General features: G+C 72.0%; 19 protein-coding genes. 15 read left to right on the top strand and 4 right to left on the bottom strand.

All coding sequences use genetic code 11. The features are described 5' to 3' along the window. Window positions 1–5 precede the first annotated feature (5 nt). The 6 genes from AC07DI_RS08600 to AC07DI_RS08575 are packed head-to-tail and all read left to right on the top strand — an operon-like array spanning window position 6 to window position 5,235. Entirely contained in the window at window positions 6–1,241 is a 1,236-nt protein-coding gene (locus tag AC07DI_RS08600) for an MCE family protein (RefSeq protein ID WP_478903449.1), read from the top strand. Then, complete coding sequence (locus tag AC07DI_RS08595) at window positions 1,238–2,521, top strand: MCE family protein (RefSeq protein ID WP_478903120.1); 1,284 nt, start codon at window positions 1,238–1,240, stop codon at window positions 2,519–2,521. The genes AC07DI_RS08600 and AC07DI_RS08595 overlap by 4 nt, the downstream gene beginning before the upstream one ends. Beyond that, window positions 2,518–3,036 (top strand): hypothetical protein, encoded by a 519-nt coding sequence (locus AC07DI_RS08590; RefSeq protein ID WP_478903118.1) that lies wholly within the window; start codon window positions 2,518–2,520, stop codon window positions 3,034–3,036. Before AC07DI_RS08595 ends, AC07DI_RS08590 begins: the two co-directional genes overlap by 4 nt. Continuing rightward, window positions 3,033–3,803, top strand: coding sequence for a hypothetical protein (locus AC07DI_RS08585; RefSeq protein ID WP_478903116.1), 771 nt, complete (start codon window positions 3,033–3,035; stop codon window positions 3,801–3,803). Before AC07DI_RS08590 ends, AC07DI_RS08585 begins: the two co-directional genes overlap by 4 nt. Window positions 3,804–3,829: 26 nt before the next feature. Beyond that, window positions 3,830–4,381, top strand: coding sequence for a hypothetical protein (locus AC07DI_RS08580; protein WP_478903115.1), 552 nt, complete (start codon window positions 3,830–3,832; stop codon window positions 4,379–4,381). A gap of 26 nt (window positions 4,382–4,407) precedes the next feature. Then, entirely contained in the window at window positions 4,408–5,235 is an 828-nt protein-coding gene (locus AC07DI_RS08575; protein ID WP_478903113.1) for a hypothetical protein, read from the top strand. A gap of 119 nt (window positions 5,236–5,354) precedes the next feature. Here AC07DI_RS08575 and AC07DI_RS08570 read toward each other — a convergent pair whose 3' ends face one another. Together AC07DI_RS08570 and AC07DI_RS08565 are read right to left on the bottom strand one after the other, a co-directional pair. After that, entirely contained in the window at window positions 5,355–5,738 is a 384-nt protein-coding gene (locus AC07DI_RS08570) for a hypothetical protein (protein ID WP_478903111.1), read from the bottom strand. Window positions 5,739–5,750: 12 nt separating this feature from the next. Further along, window positions 5,751–6,647 (bottom strand): hypothetical protein, encoded by an 897-nt coding sequence (locus AC07DI_RS08565; RefSeq protein WP_478903109.1) that lies wholly within the window; start codon window positions 6,645–6,647, stop codon window positions 5,751–5,753. Window positions 6,648–7,098: 451 nt separating this feature from the next. Between AC07DI_RS08565 and AC07DI_RS08560 the strand changes: the two genes are divergently transcribed. Next, complete coding sequence (locus tag AC07DI_RS08560) at window positions 7,099–8,748, top strand: MFS transporter (protein WP_384263394.1); 1,650 nt, start codon at window positions 7,099–7,101, stop codon at window positions 8,746–8,748. Between the two features lie 113 nt (window positions 8,749–8,861). Here AC07DI_RS08560 and AC07DI_RS08555 read toward each other — a convergent pair whose 3' ends face one another. Continuing rightward, entirely contained in the window at window positions 8,862–10,082 is a 1,221-nt protein-coding gene (locus tag AC07DI_RS08555; RefSeq protein ID WP_478903107.1) for a cytochrome P450 family protein, read from the bottom strand. Window positions 10,083–10,362: 280 nt separating this feature from the next. Here AC07DI_RS08555 and AC07DI_RS08550 point away from each other — a divergent pair, with 280 nt between their 5' ends. The 8 genes from AC07DI_RS08550 to AC07DI_RS08515 all read left to right on the top strand — a co-directional run bounded on the left by AC07DI_RS08550 (window position 10,363) and on the right by AC07DI_RS08515 (window position 17,477). Then, window positions 10,363–10,506, top strand: a complete 144-nt coding sequence (locus tag AC07DI_RS08550) for a hypothetical protein (RefSeq protein ID WP_208033602.1) — start codon at window positions 10,363–10,365, stop codon at window positions 10,504–10,506. Window positions 10,507–10,734: 228 nt separating this feature from the next. Beyond that, window positions 10,735–11,547: a SagB/ThcOx family dehydrogenase gene (locus tag AC07DI_RS08545; protein ID WP_478903105.1), complete on the top strand. Its 813-nt coding sequence runs from the start codon at window positions 10,735–10,737 to the stop codon at window positions 11,545–11,547. Between the two features lie 33 nt (window positions 11,548–11,580). After that, on the top strand, window positions 11,581–12,615 hold the full coding sequence (locus tag AC07DI_RS08540; RefSeq protein ID WP_478903103.1) for a TOMM precursor leader peptide-binding protein: 1,035 nt from the start codon (window positions 11,581–11,583) through the stop codon (window positions 12,613–12,615). After that, window positions 12,615–13,943 (top strand): YcaO-like family protein, encoded by a 1,329-nt coding sequence (locus tag AC07DI_RS08535; protein WP_384256156.1) that lies wholly within the window; start codon window positions 12,615–12,617, stop codon window positions 13,941–13,943. Before AC07DI_RS08540 ends, AC07DI_RS08535 begins: the two co-directional genes overlap by 1 nt. Continuing rightward, the gene (locus AC07DI_RS08530) at window positions 13,918–14,730 is read left to right on the top strand and encodes a CPBP family intramembrane glutamic endopeptidase (protein WP_478903101.1); all 813 of its coding nucleotides are present in this window, start codon (window positions 13,918–13,920) and stop codon (window positions 14,728–14,730) included. Before AC07DI_RS08535 ends, AC07DI_RS08530 begins: the two co-directional genes overlap by 26 nt. Continuing rightward, window positions 14,727–15,572 carry a CPBP family glutamic-type intramembrane protease gene (locus AC07DI_RS08525; RefSeq protein ID WP_478903099.1) on the top strand — a complete coding sequence of 282 codons (846 nt, stop codon included), beginning with the start codon at window positions 14,727–14,729 and terminating at the stop codon, window positions 15,570–15,572. Before AC07DI_RS08530 ends, AC07DI_RS08525 begins: the two co-directional genes overlap by 4 nt. Next, window positions 15,569–16,639: an LLM class flavin-dependent oxidoreductase gene (locus AC07DI_RS08520; RefSeq protein WP_384256165.1), complete on the top strand. Its 1,071-nt coding sequence runs from the start codon at window positions 15,569–15,571 to the stop codon at window positions 16,637–16,639. The genes AC07DI_RS08525 and AC07DI_RS08520 overlap by 4 nt, the downstream gene beginning before the upstream one ends. Window positions 16,640–16,757: 118 nt before the next feature. Continuing rightward, window positions 16,758–17,477, top strand: coding sequence for a TetR/AcrR family transcriptional regulator (locus AC07DI_RS08515; RefSeq protein ID WP_478903097.1), 720 nt, complete (start codon window positions 16,758–16,760; stop codon window positions 17,475–17,477). Between the two features lie 46 nt (window positions 17,478–17,523). Here AC07DI_RS08515 and AC07DI_RS08510 read toward each other — a convergent pair whose 3' ends face one another. Then, window positions 17,524–17,691 carry a hypothetical protein gene (locus AC07DI_RS08510; RefSeq protein ID WP_384256171.1) on the bottom strand — a complete coding sequence of 56 codons (168 nt, stop codon included), beginning with the start codon at window positions 17,689–17,691 and terminating at the stop codon, window positions 17,524–17,526. Window positions 17,692–17,699: the final 8 nt, after the last annotated feature.

Raw genomic sequence — 17,699 nt, 5'->3', positions numbered from 1 at the left:
GGCGGATGCTCACCACCGGAGCCGCCACCGGCGCCGGGCTCGGCGGACTCCTCGCCCTCGGGCTCGGCTTCGCGCTGGCCCTCGGCGCGTTCTCCGTCACCGCCCCCCGCTTCGACGGCATCGAGGACCTGCCCCTGCCGGGCGGCGCCGACCTCGGCTCCCACCCCTACACCGTCACCGCCGAACTCGCCGACGCCCTCAGCCTGGTGCCGCACGCCGCGGTCAAGGTCAACGACGTCGCCGTCGGCCGGGTCAGCTCCATCCGCCTGGACGGCGACGCGTGGTCGGCCCGCGTCACCATGGAGATCAACGGCGACGTCCGGCTGCCCCGCGACGCCGGGGCCCGCCTGGAGCAGTCCAGCCTGCTCGGCGAGAAGTACGTCAGTCTCGTCGCGCCGGCCAGGTCGCGCGCCGGGGGCAGGCTCGGCGACGGCGGTGTCATCCCGCTCGCCCGTACCAGCCGCAACACCGAGGTCGAGGAGGTGTTCGGCGCGCTGTCCCTGCTGCTCAACGGCGGCGGCGTCAACCAGCTCAAGACCATCACGCGGGAACTCGACAAGGCCCTCGGCGGACGCGAGCCCCAGGTCCGCTCCACGCTGAAACGGGTCGAGGAACTCGTGGCGAACCTCGACGACCACCGCGGCGACATCACGGACGCCCTCGACGGCGTCAACCGCCTCTCCACGACCCTCGCAGGACGCAAGGACGACGTACGCACCGTCCTGACCAACCTCTCGCCCGGCCTGAAGACCCTGCACGAACAGCGCGGCTCCCTGCTGACCATGCTGCGCTCCCTGGACAGGCTGTCGGGGGTCGCCGTCTCCACCGTCAAATCGAGCAAGGACGACATGGTCGCCGACCTCAAGGCCATCGCCCCCACCCTCAAAACCCTCGCCGACGCGGGGGGCGACCTGCCCGACTCCCTCCAGGTCCTGCTCACCTATCCCTTCACCGACGAGGTGCTCAACGGGGTCAAGGGCGACTACCTCAACGTCTACCTGCACATGACGGCCGCCCCCGGCACCCAGGTGATCCCGCCCCTCGTGCCGCGGAGCACACCCTCACCCACCGCCACACCCACTCCCACGCCGCAGAGCGGCCGGGGCGCCGCACCGGAGAAGCCACCCGCCGCCGGGGCCGCGACCTCCCCCTCGGCGCCGCTGCCCCTGCCCTCCGTACCGACACCGTCCTCCGCACCCACACCCACCGGGAACCCCCGGGACGGAGGCGCACAGGGATGATCACCCTCGCCGTACGCCTGAAGAACCTCGCCTTCCTCGTCATCGCCGTCCTCGTCCTCGGCTTCCTCGGCATCCGTTACGCGGACCTCGGCCGGTACGTCGGCGTCGCCGACTACTACACCGTGAAGGTCGAACTCACCCGCACCGGAGGGTTGTTCACCCACTCCGACGTCACCTACCGGGGCGTGTCGGTGGGCCGGGTCGGGCCCATCGAGCTCACCGCGGACGGAGTGGTCGCCCAACTGCGCATCAAGAAGTCCGCCCCCCGCATCCCCTCCGACACCCGGGCCGTGGTCGCCGGGCTCTCCGCCGTCGGCGAGCAGTACATCGACCTGCGGCCCGAGAGCGACACCGGCCCCCACCTCGCCGACGGCGCCCGGATCGAACAGCCCGAGACCGAGGTGCCCGCGCCCGTCACCGACGTGCTCACCAGCGTGAACGACCTCGTCCGTTCCGTGCCGCTGAAGGACTTGCGGACCGTCGTCGACGAGTTCGGCAAGACCTTCGAGGGGCACGGCGACGACCTCCAGGTGCTGCTGGACAACGGCAGCGCCTTCGTCGAGGCCGCCGACCGCAATCTGCCCTCGACGACCCGCCTCCTCACCGACGGCGAGACCGTGCTGCGCACCCAGGCCGATGAGACGGAGGCCATCCGCGGCTTCGCCGACGGCGCCACGGAACTCGCCCGCACCCTCAAAGGTTCCGACGCCGACCTGCGCCGCCTCCTCACCGTCACACCGGACGCCGCCACGCAGGTCAGCGGAGTGCTTCGGGACCTCGACCCCAGCCTGGGCGTGGTCCTCGCCAATCTGCTCACCACCTCCGAGGTCGCCGTCACCCGGCAGCGCGGCATCGAGGAACTCCTCGTGAAGTACCCGGCGGCCGTCTCGGCCGGCGCCACCGCCGTCGACGGAGGAACGATGAAGCTCGGCCTGGCCGTCACCTTCTTCAAGCCCCTGCCCTGCACCGACGGTTACGGCGGCACCCGGTACCGCACCGGCCTGGACCTCGGAACCGCCCCCTCTCTCAACACCGCCGCCTCCTGCACGGCACCGGCCGCGAGCGGGGTCGACGTACGAGGATCCGCGCACGCCCCCCGGGGCGGCGCGGTACGCGATCCGGCGAAGCCGGGCTCCCTGCCTTCGGGCAGCACGGGCGGTACGCACAGCAGGGGCGGTACCGCGTCGGCGCCCGGCGCGCTGGCCCTGCCGGGCACGGGCGGGAGCGGGGCGGCCGGGTTGCCGGGGCTGCTCGGCGCGGGCCCGGAGGCGGGCCGATGAGGCGGGCGCGGATCCTCACCGGGGCCGGGCTGGCGCTGGCGCTCGCGTTCTGCGGCACCGGGGCGTGGACGTACGCACAGGCACGGGGCGACGACTCCCTCTCGTACGGCCGTGAACGCGACGAGGCGCTGACCGACGGGCGCGATCGGCTCGCCGTCCTCAACACCCTCGACGCCTCGTCCCGGCAGCGGGCGCGGGCCGGCATCCAGGAGTGGCGGGCCGCCTCGACCGGCCCGCTGCGCGAGGAACTGGGCGACACCGCGCCCAGGAAGGGCGCTTCGGCACGGGGCACGGTCACCGAGGCCGCGCTCACCGCCCTCGACACCCACGCGGGCACAGCCAAGATCATCGCCACCGTACGGGTGGAGGTCACGCCCGCCGGAACGAAGAAGCCGACCACGGACCGCAAGCGCCTGGAGGCGGTCCTGGCCCGCACGGGCGAGGGCGAGTGGAAGGTCAAGGCACTGAGCGCGGTACCGCTCGCGCGGGCGGCGGAGGAGGACGAGAGCCGATGACACGGCTGCTGCATATCGGAGGACGCTTCAGGGACTCCACCGGCCCGGCCGACGGGGACGGGAACGGGGACGGCGCGAGGGCGGCAACCGGCACCGAGCCGGGTGTGGAGGACCAGCAGCCCGTCACCGAAGCGGAGCCCGTCACCGAAGCGAAGTCCGAGCCCGAAGCGGAGCCCGATCCCGAGCCCGGACCTGAGCCCGAGCCCGAACTCCGCCAAGAGGCCCCGAACGAGGAGCCATTGGAGGCCCGAGACGGTCGGCGGACGCGTGGACTCGTCAGGCGACTCGTCCCTCCGGTGTGCGCCGCCCTGCTCGTCCTCGTCGGCTGCGGCTTCTTCTACGGCGCCCATCAGGAGAGGTCAGCCGAGTCCGCGGACAATCACGCGCTGACCGACGCGGAGGCGACCACCCGTGTCGCCGGTGACGTCGGCAACGCCCTCGCCCACGTCTTCTCGTACACACCGGACGGCCTGGAGACCACCGAGCGTGCGGCGCGGTCCGTCCTCGCGGGGCGCGCGGAACGCCAGTACACGGAGCTGATGGGCCGGATCCGCAAGGACCTCGCCGCGCAGCGCGTGACCCTGAGCACCCAGGCCGTACGCACCGGAGTGATCGAACTCGGCGCCCACAGCGCACGGTTGCTGGTCTTCCTCGACCAGATCTCGCACCGCGGAAAGGCCGGCACCACCTCCGCGGCGGCCCAGCTCACGGTGACCGCGCGACGGGAGGACGACCGGTGGCAAATCGTCGACATCAGGACGCGCTGATGGGGCGTGGGGAGAGAGGAACACGGATGGGACGCGGGACGGTGAGCGGACCTGCGCGGCTCCGTGCGTTGCCGGTCACGGCCCTCGCCCTCGCCTTCGCCCTGATCGCGGGCGGCTTCGCCGCGTGGGCGGGTCGGGGCTGGTACGACGCGGCCCACGACGACACCGCGGGCTACGCCGAGCAGCGCGACGCGGCCCTCGCGGCCGGGGAGCAGGCCGTCCAGAACCTCAACACCCTGGACCACCGCGGCCTGGACCGCGGCCTGGACCTCTGGGAGTCCTCCACCACCGGTGAGCTGCACAAGCAACTGGCGTCCGGACGGGACAAGTTCGCCACGCAGGTGAAGGCCGCCAAGACCGTGACCACGTCCAAGGTGCTCTCGGGCGCGCTCACCGAACTCGACGACCGGGCGGGCCGGGCGCGGGTCCTTGTCGCCCTGCGGGTGACGGTGAAGGTACCCGGCAACCCGAGCACGGACAAGGACAGCCGCATGCTCGGCGAACTGACCCGCACCGACGGCGACTGGAAGCTCAGCGCCCTGGGCCAGGCCCCGGTCGGTGGCACGTCGGCCGGCTGACCGGCCACGAGAGAGGACGAGACCCGATGCCGACGACCCGCCACCACCTGAACAACCTGCGCCGCCGCCAGGCCCGCGAGGCACTCCGCCCCCCGGCCGGAACCGACGCCCCCGGGGCTCGCGGGACCTCGCGTACCTCGGTTGCCACCGACCCCGTCAAGGACCACGGGGAACCGCGCGACCAGCCACAGCCCACCCGCACCCAGCAGCCGACACACAGCACGACGACGACCCTCCGAAAGACCGCACCCGCGCCCAAACCCTCCAGCGACACGGACCGACCGCACAAGACGACCCGGACAGCCGCCAAGGCGGCCCCGCGCTCACCCGCCCCCCGCCGCACACTCGTGGCCCTCTGCCTGCTGACCCTCGTCCTCGCCGGATTCGCCGGCTGGGCGCATGCCCGCGCCGAGGCCCTCCGCGATACCCCGGCCGCACGCAACACCGCCCTCTCCGACACCGCCCGCACCAGCGAGATCAAGGGTCAGTCGACCAAGGCCGTCGCCGCGCTCTTCTCGTACGACCACGCCGACCCCCGTGCCCTCGACAAGGCGGCGAAGGAATGGCTGACGGGGCGCGCCGTCGCCCAGCACAGGGACCTGCTCGGCGACCTCCGCACGCGCGCCGACAAGCAGAAGGCGGTGATCACCACCACGGTCACCGACAGCGCGGTCGAACGCATCGACGGCGACCGGGCCCGCGTACTGGTCTACGCCGATCAGAGCAGCGTCAGTACGGCCGGGGACAAGAAGGCCGGGGACGACGGCACCTACGCGGGGGCGATGTTCGCCGTCGACGTCGAGCGGCACGACGGCCGTTGGCGCGTCTCGCGCATCGACACCTTCAGCCGCTGATGCCCGGGCACGGGTGCGACAGGGCCCCCGGCAGGCATGAAGCCGCCGGGGGCCCTGTCGACGCGACGATGTCAGAAGCCGTACGTGTACGGGGACATCGTGCCCTCAAGCGTCATCCGCTAGGCGAGACCGATGCATCCGGCGATTCCGCCGAAGATCAGCGGAAAGCCCCAGGCGGCGACCGTCGTCACTGATTCGGCGCCGCGTTCCCGGACCGCGGTCCGGCCGGCCAGGTGGGCGAGCACCGCGGTGGAGAAGCCGAACAGGACGGCGTACAGGAAGAGGTCTCCCAGCACCACGCCCTCCGACGAACGGCGCGCGATGACCGTGGCGATGGTGAACGCCGCGGCGAACACCAGGGCGCCCTGGCCCACTTGGGCCACGGAGATCGACCGGTCGGCCCCCTTTCCGGCCGTGCGTCGCCAGTCCCGGATGATCAGACCGAGGGCGGCAAGGGTGGCAGCGGCGGCCACCACAAAGCCTGCCTCCAGCAACAACCTCATGGTGCGCCTCTCCTACTTGCAGTACTTGATGATGGTGTCGGCGCCCGTGACCTCGCCGACGGCGGCGATGATCGCCTTGTAGCGGTCCTGGGCGTTCTTGGCCGCCTTCAGCCGGGCGATGACCTTGGCCACGCCGCCGGCCTTGGCGATCTTGCTGGCGATGAGCAGGTTGCCGGCGATGGTCCCGGTGATGGCGGCCGTGCACTTGGTCCAGCCCCACCAGCCGCTCGGGTCGGCCACGACCGGGAAGGCGGTGTTCTCGTCCGCCTTCACGGTCTGGACCAGGGTGTCGCCGTCGAGCCGGTACGCCGTGTCGACCTTGTCGCCATGGGCGTCCTTGGCCCAGGGCGCCGCGATGCCGCCCTCGGCCGCCCCGTCGGCGCCGACGAAGCTGACGCTGCCGTCGTCCTGCAGCTTCGGCTCGGTGCCCTCGGGAAGGTGCAGCGGGAAGCGGTACTCGGTGGGGGCGTCGGCGTCCTTGAGCGTGACGGTCGCGCGAAAGCCCTTCTCGGTGGCCTGGACGGCGGTGTTCGCGGACGCGTCACCGGCGCCGTACACCACCGTGCCGCCCGGCGTCGCGACGCCCTGTGCCGCTCCGGCGCTCGGCAGGCCCAGCCTCAGCGTCGCCCCGTCGGACGAGATGAGCGACACCCCGCGGTGCGCCTGCTTCGGGATGGCCACCACGCCGCCGGACACCGTGGCCAGCGCGGCGTTCTCCGCATCCGACGGAGCGTTCTTGACCACGTCGGCGGTGCCGGTGGCCTTCTCGACCACGGCGGCGGCCTCGATCGCCGTGTCGAACGACTTCCCCTCGTGTGCCTGGACGGCCGACGCGGAGGGCCCCGCGATGCCGACGGCGAGGGCCGCGCAGGCGGTGACGGCAGCGATGCGTATGGACTTGTGATTCACGTACAATTCCCCACTTGCGGAACGATGCGGGCGCGCTGCGCAGTTGATGGCCTAGGAACCATGCGCGGTGTGCCCGCATCCCGGCTGGTCTGTCCGGGATGTAAAGACTTTCTATGGACTAGGCCAATTTTTGCAAGATCACTAGCTCGTTTGTGATCTACGTAACCTTGCGAAGCCAGGCAGAGGGCCTCAGGGTCATGGGTTTTCAAGGCGTAGGGCCCTCCTGGCTGTGGCCAACGTGGCTCCCCACCCTCCGTGCCCGCGGGTACACATTCACGCTGCCCCGCCCCGCCCCGCCGCACCGGCACGGGCGCCCGAATCGCGGTCGCCGTACGAACGTTTCCGGCCAGCCTCGAGACGCTGCTTCCCCGCACTCCCTCACACTGTTAGTCTCGCCCCTAACACTGTTAGAGACGAACTGTCGGAGACGATGCGAACAGGACGGTGCGCGATGGCGGAGGGTTCCCCCGCCCGGACTGGCCCGAGCCCCTACCGGACGCTCCCGGCGCTGTGTGTGCCGCTGGCCCTGACGATGCTGCAGAGCACGGTGCTCAGCACCGCCCTGCCGGACATCCAGGACGACCTCAACGGCGGCATCCAGGACATCCAATGGGTCATCAGCGGGTACTCGCTGGCGTTCGCCGCGCTGATGCTCACCGGCGGCGCCGTCGGTGACCGCTTCGGGCGCAAGCGGACCTTCCTGACCGGGCTGGGCATCTTCCTCGCGGGCTCGGTGTTCTCCGCGCTCGCCGGGTCGGTGTGGGTCCTGGTATCGGCCCAGGCGGTGCTCGGGGTGGGGGCCGCGCTGCTCATGCCCAACACGCTCTCGATCATCCGGCACGTCTTCACCGACAGCGCGGAGCGCGGCACGGCCATCGGCATCTGGGCCGCCGTCGCGGGCGCCGCCGTGGCCTTCGGGCCCGTCGTCGGCGGGCCGCTGGTGGAGAACTTCGGCTGGTCGGGCATCTTCTGGATGTACGTGCCCATCGCGGTCCTCGGCTTCGTCCTCGCGGTGCCCGCGGTCCCCGAGTCCGCCAACCCCGAACGGCGCCTCGACCTGGCCGGGCTGCTCCTCTCCATCGCCGCCATGTCGGCGATCGTGTACGCCACGATCGAGGGCGGTTCGCGCGGCTGGGGCGACGGCCTCGTGGTCGGCGCCTACGCCGCGGGCGGTGCGCTGCTCGTGGCGTTCCTCGTGACGGAGCGCCTGGTGCGGGAGCCGATGCTCGACCTGTCGTTCTTCCGCGACCGGGTCTTCACCGGTTCCGTACTGGCCGGATTCGTCCTGTACTTCGGGCTGTTCGCGATCACGTACTTCCTGATGCTCTGGCTGCAGACCGTCCTCGGCTGGTCCGCGGTCGGCGCCGGGCTCGCGATCCTGCCGGGCATGCTCCTCGCGATGGTCTCCGCGCCGCTCGCGGGCTGGATGACGACGCGGGTGGGCGGCGCGGTCCCGCTCGGGCTCGGCATCCTCTTCGCGTCCGCGACGATGTTCGGCGCCTCCCTGTACGGGGCCGGGGCCCGCTACTCGGAGTACTGGTGGGTGATCCTGCTCGTCGGCCTCGGTATCGGCCTCACCCTCACACCGATCTCGACCCTCGTGATGATGCGGGTGCCCGCGGCCCGCTCCGGTATGGCGTCCGGCGCGAGCAACGCCACGCGCCAGCTCGGCAGCGTCTTCGGCGTGGCCGTGCTCGGCACGCTGCTCACCACCCGCATGACGGACAGCGTCCGCGACCGGCTGATCGACGCGCACGTGCCGGGACCGGCCCGCGCCGAGGTGCTGCGCGCCGTCGAGGCGGGCGGCGCGCACAGTACCGGTTCTGGCGGCAGCGAGCGGATCACCCGGATCGTCAACGCGGGCTTCGTGGACGGTCTTCACCTGGCCGAACGGGTCGGCGGCGCCCTGCTGTTGGCGACCGCGATCGCCGCGTACTTCCTGGTGCGGGGGCGGGACCGGGAGGACATCGACGCCGCCGCCGACACCCCGGCCACCACTGACACCGCCGCGGCCGGTGACGGTGCCGCCGGTGCTCCCGACGGCGACGGGCCCGGTGCCACCTCGGCGCCCGGCGTCCCCGCCGACAACCGCACCACCTGAGACAGCCGGGCGGGTCCCACCGTCATCCCCCGCTGGTCGGACCCGCTCGGCGCTGTTCACTCCGCCCGGACATCCCTCTCCGTACGGCCCCTTACGTTCGCCCGTACGGGCAATCACCCCACCGTTACCGGCAGTTCGCGGACACCGCGCATCATCAGGTTGTCCCGCCAGCGCAGTTCGCCGGGCCCGACCGCGAGCCGGATGCCGGGGTAGCGGGCGAACAGGCGCGCCACCCCGACCCGCCCCTCCATCCGGCCGACGGCCGCGCCCATGCAGTGGTGGATGCCGTGGCTGAACGCCAGGTGCTGCTGCGCCGTCGCGCGGCCACTGTCGAAGCGGTCCGGGTCGGGGAATCTGCTCGGATCGCGGCCGGTCGCGCCGAGCAGGACGAGCACCGGCTCGCCGGCCCGCAGCCGCCTCCCGCCGAGTTCGGTGTCGCGGACCGGGAAGCGCCAGGTGGGGATCTTGACCGGGCCCTCGACGCGCAGCACCTCCTCGATCAGCGGGTCGATCAGCTCCGGGTCCTTGTCGAGCGCGGCGCGCTCGCCGGGGTGGCTCAGCAGCCGTAACGTCGCGTTGGTGATGAGGTAGGCGCTGGACTCGTGGCCCGCGAAGAACAACTGGTAGACGAGGGAGATCAGTTCGTAGTCGTCCAGCTGTTCCTCGCCGTGGGCGTCGACCAGCGCGCTGACCAGGTCGTCGGCGGGTTCCTTGCGCCGGGCGGCGAGCAGTGGGACGAAGTACCCGGCCATCGCGTCGGCCGCCTCGTCGAAGGAGGCGTCGTCCTGGAGCTCGGCGCGGACCAGGAGCCGGCCCCATTCCTCGAACCGCGGCCGGTCCGCGGGCGGGATGCCGATGAGCTCGCAGATCACGTCGACGGCGAGCGGCAGGGCGTAGTCGGCGAGCACGTCGAACCCAGTCCGGTCCGCGAGCCTGTCGAGCAGCGTGTCAGCGAAAACGCCGACGGGTTCGCGCAGTTGGAGCATCCGCCGCGCCGTGAGGGCGCGCGACATGAGGCGCCGCATCCGTGTGTGGTCGGGCGGGTCGACGCTGAGCAGATGGCGGCCGAGCAGCGCGGTCTTCTCCTCGGCGCGGCCGGCCGCGATGGCCTCGCGCACCGACGCGTCGGTCCGCGCGGGATCCACGCTGAACAGCGGATCGGCCAGGACGGCCTTCGCCTGCTCGTACCCGGTGACCAGCCAGGGGTTCAGACCGGGTCGCAGGTGTACGCGGCTGAGTGTTTCCGTCGCGTGGAGGCGGGCGTAGCCGGGTCCCGGGTCGGCCATGAATGCGGGGTCGAGGAGATCTACCAGAGGTACCTCATCGCTGGTCATGAGCTTGTTGGTAACAGCAGGCGGGGCGGGCCCGCAATAATGTCAGAGAATTCGGTCATTAAAGATTTCACCAAACGGAATATGCGCTCACCAGTTGTGGGCTCGGGCATTCCTCGGGGAACTCTTGCTTGCCTGGACAAACACTGTTAGGTTGCGTGGCTGCGAGGCTGGAAGATAGTTCTTGCCGGGCTCGCCCTGGGGCTTTCCGGGGAAAGTGCCCGAAGGGCCCCGTGTGCAACATGGACCGATTCACTCTTCGTATCCGAACGAGAGGACAGTCATGAAGTTGCAGTCCGAGAAGGTCACCGAACACCGCAACAGCACGCCGCAGGCCGCTCTCGAGCCCTTCGGCGCAGGTCGCGACGAGGCCGTTCTGGTGCCTGGCGCGTGTTCCTGCTGCTGTGGAGCGGTCGTCCGCAAGTAACGGATGACGCCGGCGTGCGGTGGGCCGAGGCCCGCCGCACGCCGGTTCCGCTCCCCGCTTCGGCGACGACGGTAAATCCGCACGTGACGCGGGTGAATACAAGGAGCGAATGACATGAGCGATGCGGATACCCCTGCGGATTCGCGTCTTGTTCAGGCTTCAGTGGCTGCCAGTGCCTATCGGACGATGAGTCCGCATGTCCGGGGTGTCGGCCTGCAAACCAATTCCATGCGCTTCGAGAATCTTTCGTCGGGGGCCGTCGAACGGCTCGCGGAAGAGTTCTTGATTGCCACCCGAATGCGACGCTGGGACAGGTCGTCCCTGCTCTCCATCGGCTATTACTTCTCCGATGTCATGGCCGTGGTCCAGTCCCGCCAGGACCGCCTGCCGCACCGGAGCACCCCGCGCACCCCGTTGCCCGAGGGCAGGGACACCACGGCCCCACTCGACCACGCCGTCTTCGGCCGGCGCAGCGGCCGCGACTTCTCCGGCGCCCCGGTGCCCTTCGACGACCTCGCCACGGTGCTCCGCTTCGCCGGAAGCGTCACGGCCGAGGCCGACATCGAGCTCGCCGACGGCTCACCCCTGACCATGGGATTTCGTACCGTCCCCAGCGCGGGCGGCCTCTACCCCGTCGAACTCTGGCTCGCCGCCCTGAACATCGAGGGCCTCGACCGGGGGCTGCACCACTACCTGCCCGTCGAGGACGCCCTCGCCACCCGGGCGGGGCCGGACGTCATCGACCCGCTGCTCGCCTCCTTCGACCCGCAGGACGGCTCGATCGACTTCGAGCGGGCGGCAGCCGTCCTCCTGCTCGTCGGCAACCCGTGGCGCTCCATGCGCAAGTACGGCCCCCGCGGCATGCGTTCGATGTTCCACGAAGCGGGCGGCATCGCCCAGAACTCCCACCTGGCCGCCACCGGACTCGGCCTGCGCAGCGTGGACTTCTCCGGCTTCTACGACGACGAGGCGCACGCGGCGCTGCACCTCGACGGAGTGCACCGGACGCTGCTGCACACCGTGCTGCTCGGCGCGGGCTGACCACCCGCACACCCGCAGAGAGAGGCCCCTCGCATGTCAGACAACCGGCAGCCACGCGTGCGCCGTTCGTTCTCGGTCGTCGGTCACAGCCCCGACGTCGTCGAGCTGCGCACCGGCGTGTGGAACGCCAAGTCGTACACCCTCACCGACGACTCACGCTCCGGCAAACTCTTCAACCTCGTCAGCGGACTCGACGGAACGCTCTCGCGGCGCGACCTCGCCAAGCGCGAAGGCGTCTCCCGCGTCGAGGTCGAGGCGCTCGTCGACCACCTCTACGGCCTGGACGCCATCGAGGAGGGCCCGAGCAGCGCCCTCGACTCCTACCTCGACTCCATGGCCACCCTCGGTGGCCGCGGCCAACCTCGCGCGGCCGAGGGTGTGGTACTCCTCGGCGACGCCGAACTGGCCGAACGGACGGCCGCGTTGCTGCCGCCCGACGTCACGGGCGACGTGCTCATACCCGCCCCCGACCACCCGGTGCGCGCCCGCCTCGACACCCTCGCGCCCGCCGTCCTCCACGACGGCCTCGCCTTCAGCGAAGCCGTCGAGATCCTCGACCCGTGGCGCGGCCAGTACCTGCTGCTGGCCGAGAAGACGGTCGACCCGGTGCGCGCCCGACTCCTCAACCGGCTCACCCGTGCCGCCGGGATCAGCTGGACCTACGCCGCCGTCGACGGACCCTTCCTCTTCGTCGGGCCCACCATGGTGGCCGGACGCTCCGCGTGCTTCGAGTGCTTCGAGACGCGCGTGACGATGAACCTCCGCGAGAGCGCGGGCTACCAGCGCTACAAGGAGGCCCTCGTCCGCTCCGCGGTGCACGCCGGCGCCCCGCCCGTCTACGGCCCCGTGCAGGCACTGCTCTGCTCGCACCTCGCCCTCGAGGCGACCAACTACCTGAGCTGCGGCTCGACGTTCACCATCGAGAAGGTCCTCGGCTGCTACCTGCCGAGCATGGAGATCTCCTACCAGGAGGTGCTGCCCCTGCCCGGCTGCCCCGGCTGCGGCCCGGTCCCCGAACGGGACGACGAGACGCTCCACTTCGACCCGCGCACCTGGCTGGAGGACTGATGCGGCTCACGGTCCACCAGGACGAGGACACCCGCGTCCACCGGCTGCGCCGCCGCATGCACGGGCCGCTGTGCGGGCTCACCACGTCCATGGGGTTCCTCACCCGCTACCCGGGCGGACCGCGGCTCCTGGTGGGCACCGCGGACATGACGGGCGTGCACGTGCGCCAGGACCAGCCGCCGCCCAAGGCGGGCAGCTACCACATCGGCGGCTACGGCATCTTCCCGTTCGAGAGCCACATCCGCTCCCTGGCCGAGACCCTGGAGCGCTACTCCGGCTACGCGGCGGCCCTCGACGGCAGGTTCACGACGCGGCACGCCTCGTACTCACAACTGCGCGCCGAGGGCGAACCGGTGCTGCCGCCTGCTGCCTTCAGCCTCTTCACCGAGGAGCAGTACGCCCGCGACGGCTTCCCCTTCTCACCCTTCGACCCGGACGCGGAATCGGGCTGGGTGAAGGCCGGCTCGCTCACCGACGGCGAGCCCTGCTGGCTGCCCGCCCACCGCTTCCTCCTCGGATACGTACGCGAACGCGACGAGCCCTGGACGCTGCCCGCGGTCACCACGGGCACCGCGACGCACACCACCCCCCAGGCCGCCCTGCGCGCGGCACTGGAGGAAGTCGTCCAGGTCGACGCGGCCATGGGGCACTGGTACGGGCGCACGGAGTCCGTCCTGATCCGCCCCGACGCGCGGACCCGGCACGTCGACGCGATCGTCGACACGTACTTCCCCACGTCGGCCCCGCGCCCCGAGTTCCACGCCCTGCCCAGCCCCGACCTGCCGGGCTTCACCATCGCCTGTCTGCTGCGCCAGCCCCCCGGCCTGGTCCCGGAGGCCGCCATCGGACTCGGCAGCGGCGCCTCGCTCGCCCGCGCCATGTACCGGGCGCTCCTCGAAGCGGCGGGCGTCCAGTGGCTCGCCGCCTGGGTGGCCGTCGAGCAGGCCGTCGACGGCACGCCCGCCGACGCCGACATCTACGACCTCGAAGGCAACGTCGGCCTGTATGCCACGTCCAACGGCGCCCGGACCGTCGAACGCCGCTTCGCCGCGCACACCGAGCGGGCCGCGTCCGAACTGCCCCCGGACGACGACCGCCCCGTCAAGGAAGCGGTGCGCGCCCTCGTCGACGCCTTCCGGCTCTCGGGCAAGCAGCTCTACTTCGGCGACCTCACCACCTGCGATCTGCGGGCCCTCGGATTCCACGCGATGCGCGTGTGGTCCCCGGACACCGTGAGCCTCCCCCTGCCCAGCGCCGTCCCCGCCGCCCATCCGCGCTTCGCCGACTACGGGGGCTTCACCGATGACGTCCCTCATCCATATCCCTGAGCTGCGCGACACGGCACTGACCGCGCTCGTCCTGTGCGCGCTCAGCGCCCTGGCGCTCGCCTCCCACCTGCATGTCCGCCACTTCGACCACCGCGGGGTGCACACGCTCCAGGTGTACGCCGCCGTGCTCGCCGCCGTGACCGGGTTCGGCCTGCTCGTGCTCGGCCCCGGCGCCCTCGGGCGCGGGCCCGCGTGGGGGCTGCTCGCGGGCCCGGTCCTCGGTGCGGCGGCGGCGCCGCTGGTGGCGGCGGCCGACACGGCGGTCACCCGCCGACTGGGACGCCGCGCCGCCGCACGCCCGGCGCCCACCGCGCCGTCCGCGACCGCGCCCCGCACGCGCGGCACCCGCGCGGTCGGCCCCGCGGCCCGGCTCGCCAAGGCCACCTCGTCCACCACGTCCACGGCCACCGAGCAGCGCTGGACCGCGACCCGCCGCGACAGCGACGTCGCGCTGCCCCTGGCCTGGCTGGTGGCCGTCGGCGTCCTGGAGGAGTGCGTGTTCCGCGGCACGCTCACGGGGGTGGCTCTGGCACAAGGCGCTCTGCCCGTACGGGTATTGATCCTCACCCTCGCCACAGCGGCGTTCGCGCTCTCGCACATCTTCTTCGGCTGGGCCCAGGTCGCGGCGAAGCTCCCGCTGTCGGTGACGGCGCTTGCCCTGACCCTGCTGACCGGCAACGTCCTCGGCGCGGCCGTCACTCACGCGCTCTTCAACGCCCGCATCTGGCGCTACCAGAACACGGTGCGCGCACCCGGTGGTGCCCGGTCCGGGACGGCCCGGCCATGAGCGCGGCCGAACAGCTGCCGTGGCCCGTCACGGGCATCGGCGTCCTCGTCGTGGCGGTGTCGGCGTACGGTGTGCTCGCGCCGTGGCTCGCGGGCCGTCTCCGCGGCGGGGCGCGGGCCCGGTCGGTGGCGGGGGCCGCGGCCGGGGCCCTGGTCATCGGGGCCGCACTCGCCCTCGGCGTGCTGCCGGGCGACATCGGCATCGGGGCACTCGACGGCGCGGCCCCGGCGCTCGTCCCGCTCGGACTCGTCCTGGGCTGCGGCGAGTTCGCGGCCTCGGCCTTCCTCGCGGGACTCGCCGCGGACGTCGGCGCCGCCCTGCGGGACACGTCCACGGGCCGGGCCGCCCGGCGCCTCACCGGGGCCCTGCGGCACCCCCGCTCACGCGGGACGGCCCCCACCAGGACCGCCACCGCCCGCGAGGGCCGCGCCCCGCGCCCCGCTTCCGCCGCGGGCCGCACCCACTGGCTCTCCCTCGCCCGCGGGCACGCCGCCGACGAGGCGCGGGCCCGCGTCACAGGGCCCGGCGCCCGCTGGGGCATCGCCGCTTTCGCCCTGGCCGTCGCGGGGGAGGAGGCCGTCTTCCGTCCCGTACTCCTCGACGGGCTACGGGCATCGGGCGCGGTGGCCGCCCTCACCGTCGCGGTCCTCACGCACGCCGTCCTCCGCGTGCACGCCGCCCCCGCCGGACGGCGCACCGCCCCGGACAGCTGGGTTCCCACCCTCCTCGTACCGACCGCCCACGCCGTCCTGTACTGGCGCACCGGGACGCTCGTGCCGCTGCTCGCCGCCGACGCCGCCTTCTTCGCGCTGCTCATCCCGACCGAGAGGAAACGATCGTGAAACACGGCATCTCACTGCTCCCCGACTGCAGGCCGGCGACGCGCGGCGCCCAGGAGTACTACCAGGACGTGCTGCGGATCTCCCGGCTCGCCGACGAGGCCGGTCTCGACTACGTCAAGATGACCGAGCACTACCTCAAGGACTACGGCGGCTACTGTCCGAGCCCGCTGACCTTCCTCGCCGCCGTCGCCGCCCAGACCGAGCGGATCGGCCTGATGACCGGCTGCGTCCTGCCCGCCTTCCACCACCCGATCCAGCTCGCCGCGCACACCGCGATGGTCGACGCGATCAGCGGCGGCCGCCTCGAAGTCGGGTTCGCGCGAGCCTGGATGCCGTACGAGTTCGCGGCGTTCGGGGTGTCCATGGACGAGAGCCGCGACCGGTTCAACGACACCATCGCGGCCGTCCTGCGGCTGTGGACCGAGGAGAAGGTCAGCGAGGAGAGCCCGTTCTTCTCCTTCCGTGACGCGACCTCGCTGCCGCGCCCGGTGCAGCGCCCGCATCCGCCCGTGTGGGGCGCGGCGGTCCGCTCCCGGCAGAGCTTCGCCTGGCTCGCCGAGCAGGGCTTCGGACTCCTGGTGACGCCCCCGCCCAGGCAGCAGGACCTCGCGGGCGTACGGGACCTGGTGGAGGTCTACCTCGACACCTTCGAGGACGTGCACGGCTCGGCCCCGGACGCGCCGCGGCCCCGCGTCGCCGTCTCCATCCCGCTGTACGTCGCCGAGACGGACGACGAGGCGTACGCCACGGCCGACCCGCTCCTGCGCGAGTACCTGACGGTGTGGGCCGAGGCCGCCGAGGCCTGGATGCACACCTCGTCCAAGGACTACCCCACGTACTCCCAGATGGCCCTGACCCTGCGCAACCTCGACATCGCGGACTTCCGCAGCCTCGGCACCGCCGTCGTCGGCTCTCCGGAGACCGTCCTCGCGCGCGCCCGCGAGCTACGGGAGTTCCTGTCCGTCGACACGTTCCTGTGGCAGGTGGATTTCGGCGGCCAGGACGGCGTGACGATGGAACGCAGCTTCCGGCTCTTCAGGGACGAGGTGCTGCCGAACCTCCGGTGAGGACCGGGTGAAGGTGCGGGGCGGGGTGGCCGGAAGCACTTCCGGCCACCCCGTTCCTCTAACATGGTTAGAGAACATCAGCGGACCGGGAAACCGAGGACCAGGAGGGGGTTGGCGCATGCCAGGCCATCGAGCCGCCAACACGGCCCGGCGCCAGCCGAGACCGTCCATCACGCTGGAAGCCGTCACCGCCGCGGCGCAGCGCACACTCCAGCGGGACGGCCTCGACGCCCTGTCGATGCGCCGCCTCGCCGACGAACTGTCCATCCAGGCACCCTCGCTGTACTGGTACGTCCGCAACAAGGACGAGCTGCTCGACCTGCTCGCCGACTCCCTGCTTGCCGACCTGCGCCTGGATGTCCATGTGCGTGACGATGGCGACTGGCAGACCGGACTGCGCGAGATGATGCAGGAGTACCGCAAGTACCTCCTGTCCAAGCGGGACTCGGGCCGGGTCCTCGCGGGCCGCCTGCAGTTGGGGCCGCACTTCCTGCGGCACGCGGAGGTCATCCTCGGCGTGGTGCGCGGCGCGGGCTTCGACGACCAGGACACCGCGGACTCGCTCTACTCCCTGACGCAGTACGTCCAGGGCTTCGTGCTGCACGAGACGTCGCCGCTCTCCGCGGACGTGGCGCGCGGCGCCGACCCCAAGGAGTTCCTGGAGGCGGCCAGGGAGCGCCTCGCCGGTCTGTCCGCGCAGGAGTACCCGAACGTCGTCGCGGTCGGCGCCCGGCTCGCGCGCCCCGACATCGAGGCGCGCTTCAACTACGGCCTCGACCGGTTGCTCGACGGACTGCGGGACCGGCTCGCGGGACGCGACTCCTACAAGGCGCCCTGATCCCGGTCCCGGCCGGGCCCAGCCGCTCTGGCCGCGGCGGTCCTGGCTAGCCTCGGCGGTCCTGTTCCGCCTGACGGGCGTCCCGCTCGGCCTGCTCGCGTTCCTGGCGCTCGCGGTTGCGGGCCTGCTCTTCGTCCTGCTTCTTCTGCAGGACGCGCTGCCGGGCGCGGTTGCGGGCCCGCTCCACGGGGTCGCCCTTCCACGGTGCACGCATGGGAGTTA

The organism is Streptomyces sp. NPDC044106 (assembly GCF_056433985.1).
Note: the sequence above shows the minus strand (reverse complement) of the source record. Positions and strands in the feature narration are given on the sequence as shown.

Excerpts from the sequence above, each read along its gene's own strand:
- AC07DI_RS08555 (WP_478903107.1), bottom strand. The coding sequence starts at position 10,082 with ATGACCAGCGATGAGGTACCTCTGGTAGATCTCCTCGACCCCGCATTC.
- AC07DI_RS08515 (WP_478903097.1), top strand. The coding sequence starts at position 16,758 with ATGCCAGGCCATCGAGCCGCCAACACGGCCCGGCGCCAGCCGAGACCG.
- AC07DI_RS08595 (WP_478903120.1), top strand. The coding sequence starts at position 1,238 with ATGATCACCCTCGCCGTACGCCTGAAGAACCTCGCCTTCCTCGTCATC.
- AC07DI_RS08600 (WP_478903449.1), top strand. The coding sequence starts at position 6 with ATGCTCACCACCGGAGCCGCCACCGGCGCCGGGCTCGGCGGACTCCTC.
- AC07DI_RS08590 (WP_478903118.1), top strand. The coding sequence starts at position 2,518 with ATGAGGCGGGCGCGGATCCTCACCGGGGCCGGGCTGGCGCTGGCGCTC.
- AC07DI_RS08545 (WP_478903105.1), top strand. The coding sequence starts at position 10,735 with ATGCGCTTCGAGAATCTTTCGTCGGGGGCCGTCGAACGGCTCGCGGAA.
- AC07DI_RS08525 (WP_478903099.1), top strand. The coding sequence starts at position 14,727 with ATGAGCGCGGCCGAACAGCTGCCGTGGCCCGTCACGGGCATCGGCGTC.
- AC07DI_RS08550 (WP_208033602.1), top strand. The coding sequence starts at position 10,363 with ATGAAGTTGCAGTCCGAGAAGGTCACCGAACACCGCAACAGCACGCCG.
- AC07DI_RS08580 (WP_478903115.1), top strand. The coding sequence starts at position 3,830 with ATGGGACGCGGGACGGTGAGCGGACCTGCGCGGCTCCGTGCGTTGCCG.
- AC07DI_RS08560 (WP_384263394.1), top strand. The coding sequence starts at position 7,099 with ATGGCGGAGGGTTCCCCCGCCCGGACTGGCCCGAGCCCCTACCGGACG.
- AC07DI_RS08510 (WP_384256171.1), bottom strand. The coding sequence starts at position 17,691 with ATGCGTGCACCGTGGAAGGGCGACCCCGTGGAGCGGGCCCGCAACCGC.
- AC07DI_RS08540 (WP_478903103.1), top strand. The coding sequence starts at position 11,581 with ATGTCAGACAACCGGCAGCCACGCGTGCGCCGTTCGTTCTCGGTCGTC.
- AC07DI_RS08535 (WP_384256156.1), top strand. The coding sequence starts at position 12,615 with ATGCGGCTCACGGTCCACCAGGACGAGGACACCCGCGTCCACCGGCTG.
- AC07DI_RS08570 (WP_478903111.1), bottom strand. The coding sequence starts at position 5,738 with ATGAGGTTGTTGCTGGAGGCAGGCTTTGTGGTGGCCGCCGCTGCCACC.
- AC07DI_RS08530 (WP_478903101.1), top strand. The coding sequence starts at position 13,918 with ATGACGTCCCTCATCCATATCCCTGAGCTGCGCGACACGGCACTGACC.
- AC07DI_RS08585 (WP_478903116.1), top strand. The coding sequence starts at position 3,033 with ATGACACGGCTGCTGCATATCGGAGGACGCTTCAGGGACTCCACCGGC.
- AC07DI_RS08575 (WP_478903113.1), top strand. The coding sequence starts at position 4,408 with ATGCCGACGACCCGCCACCACCTGAACAACCTGCGCCGCCGCCAGGCC.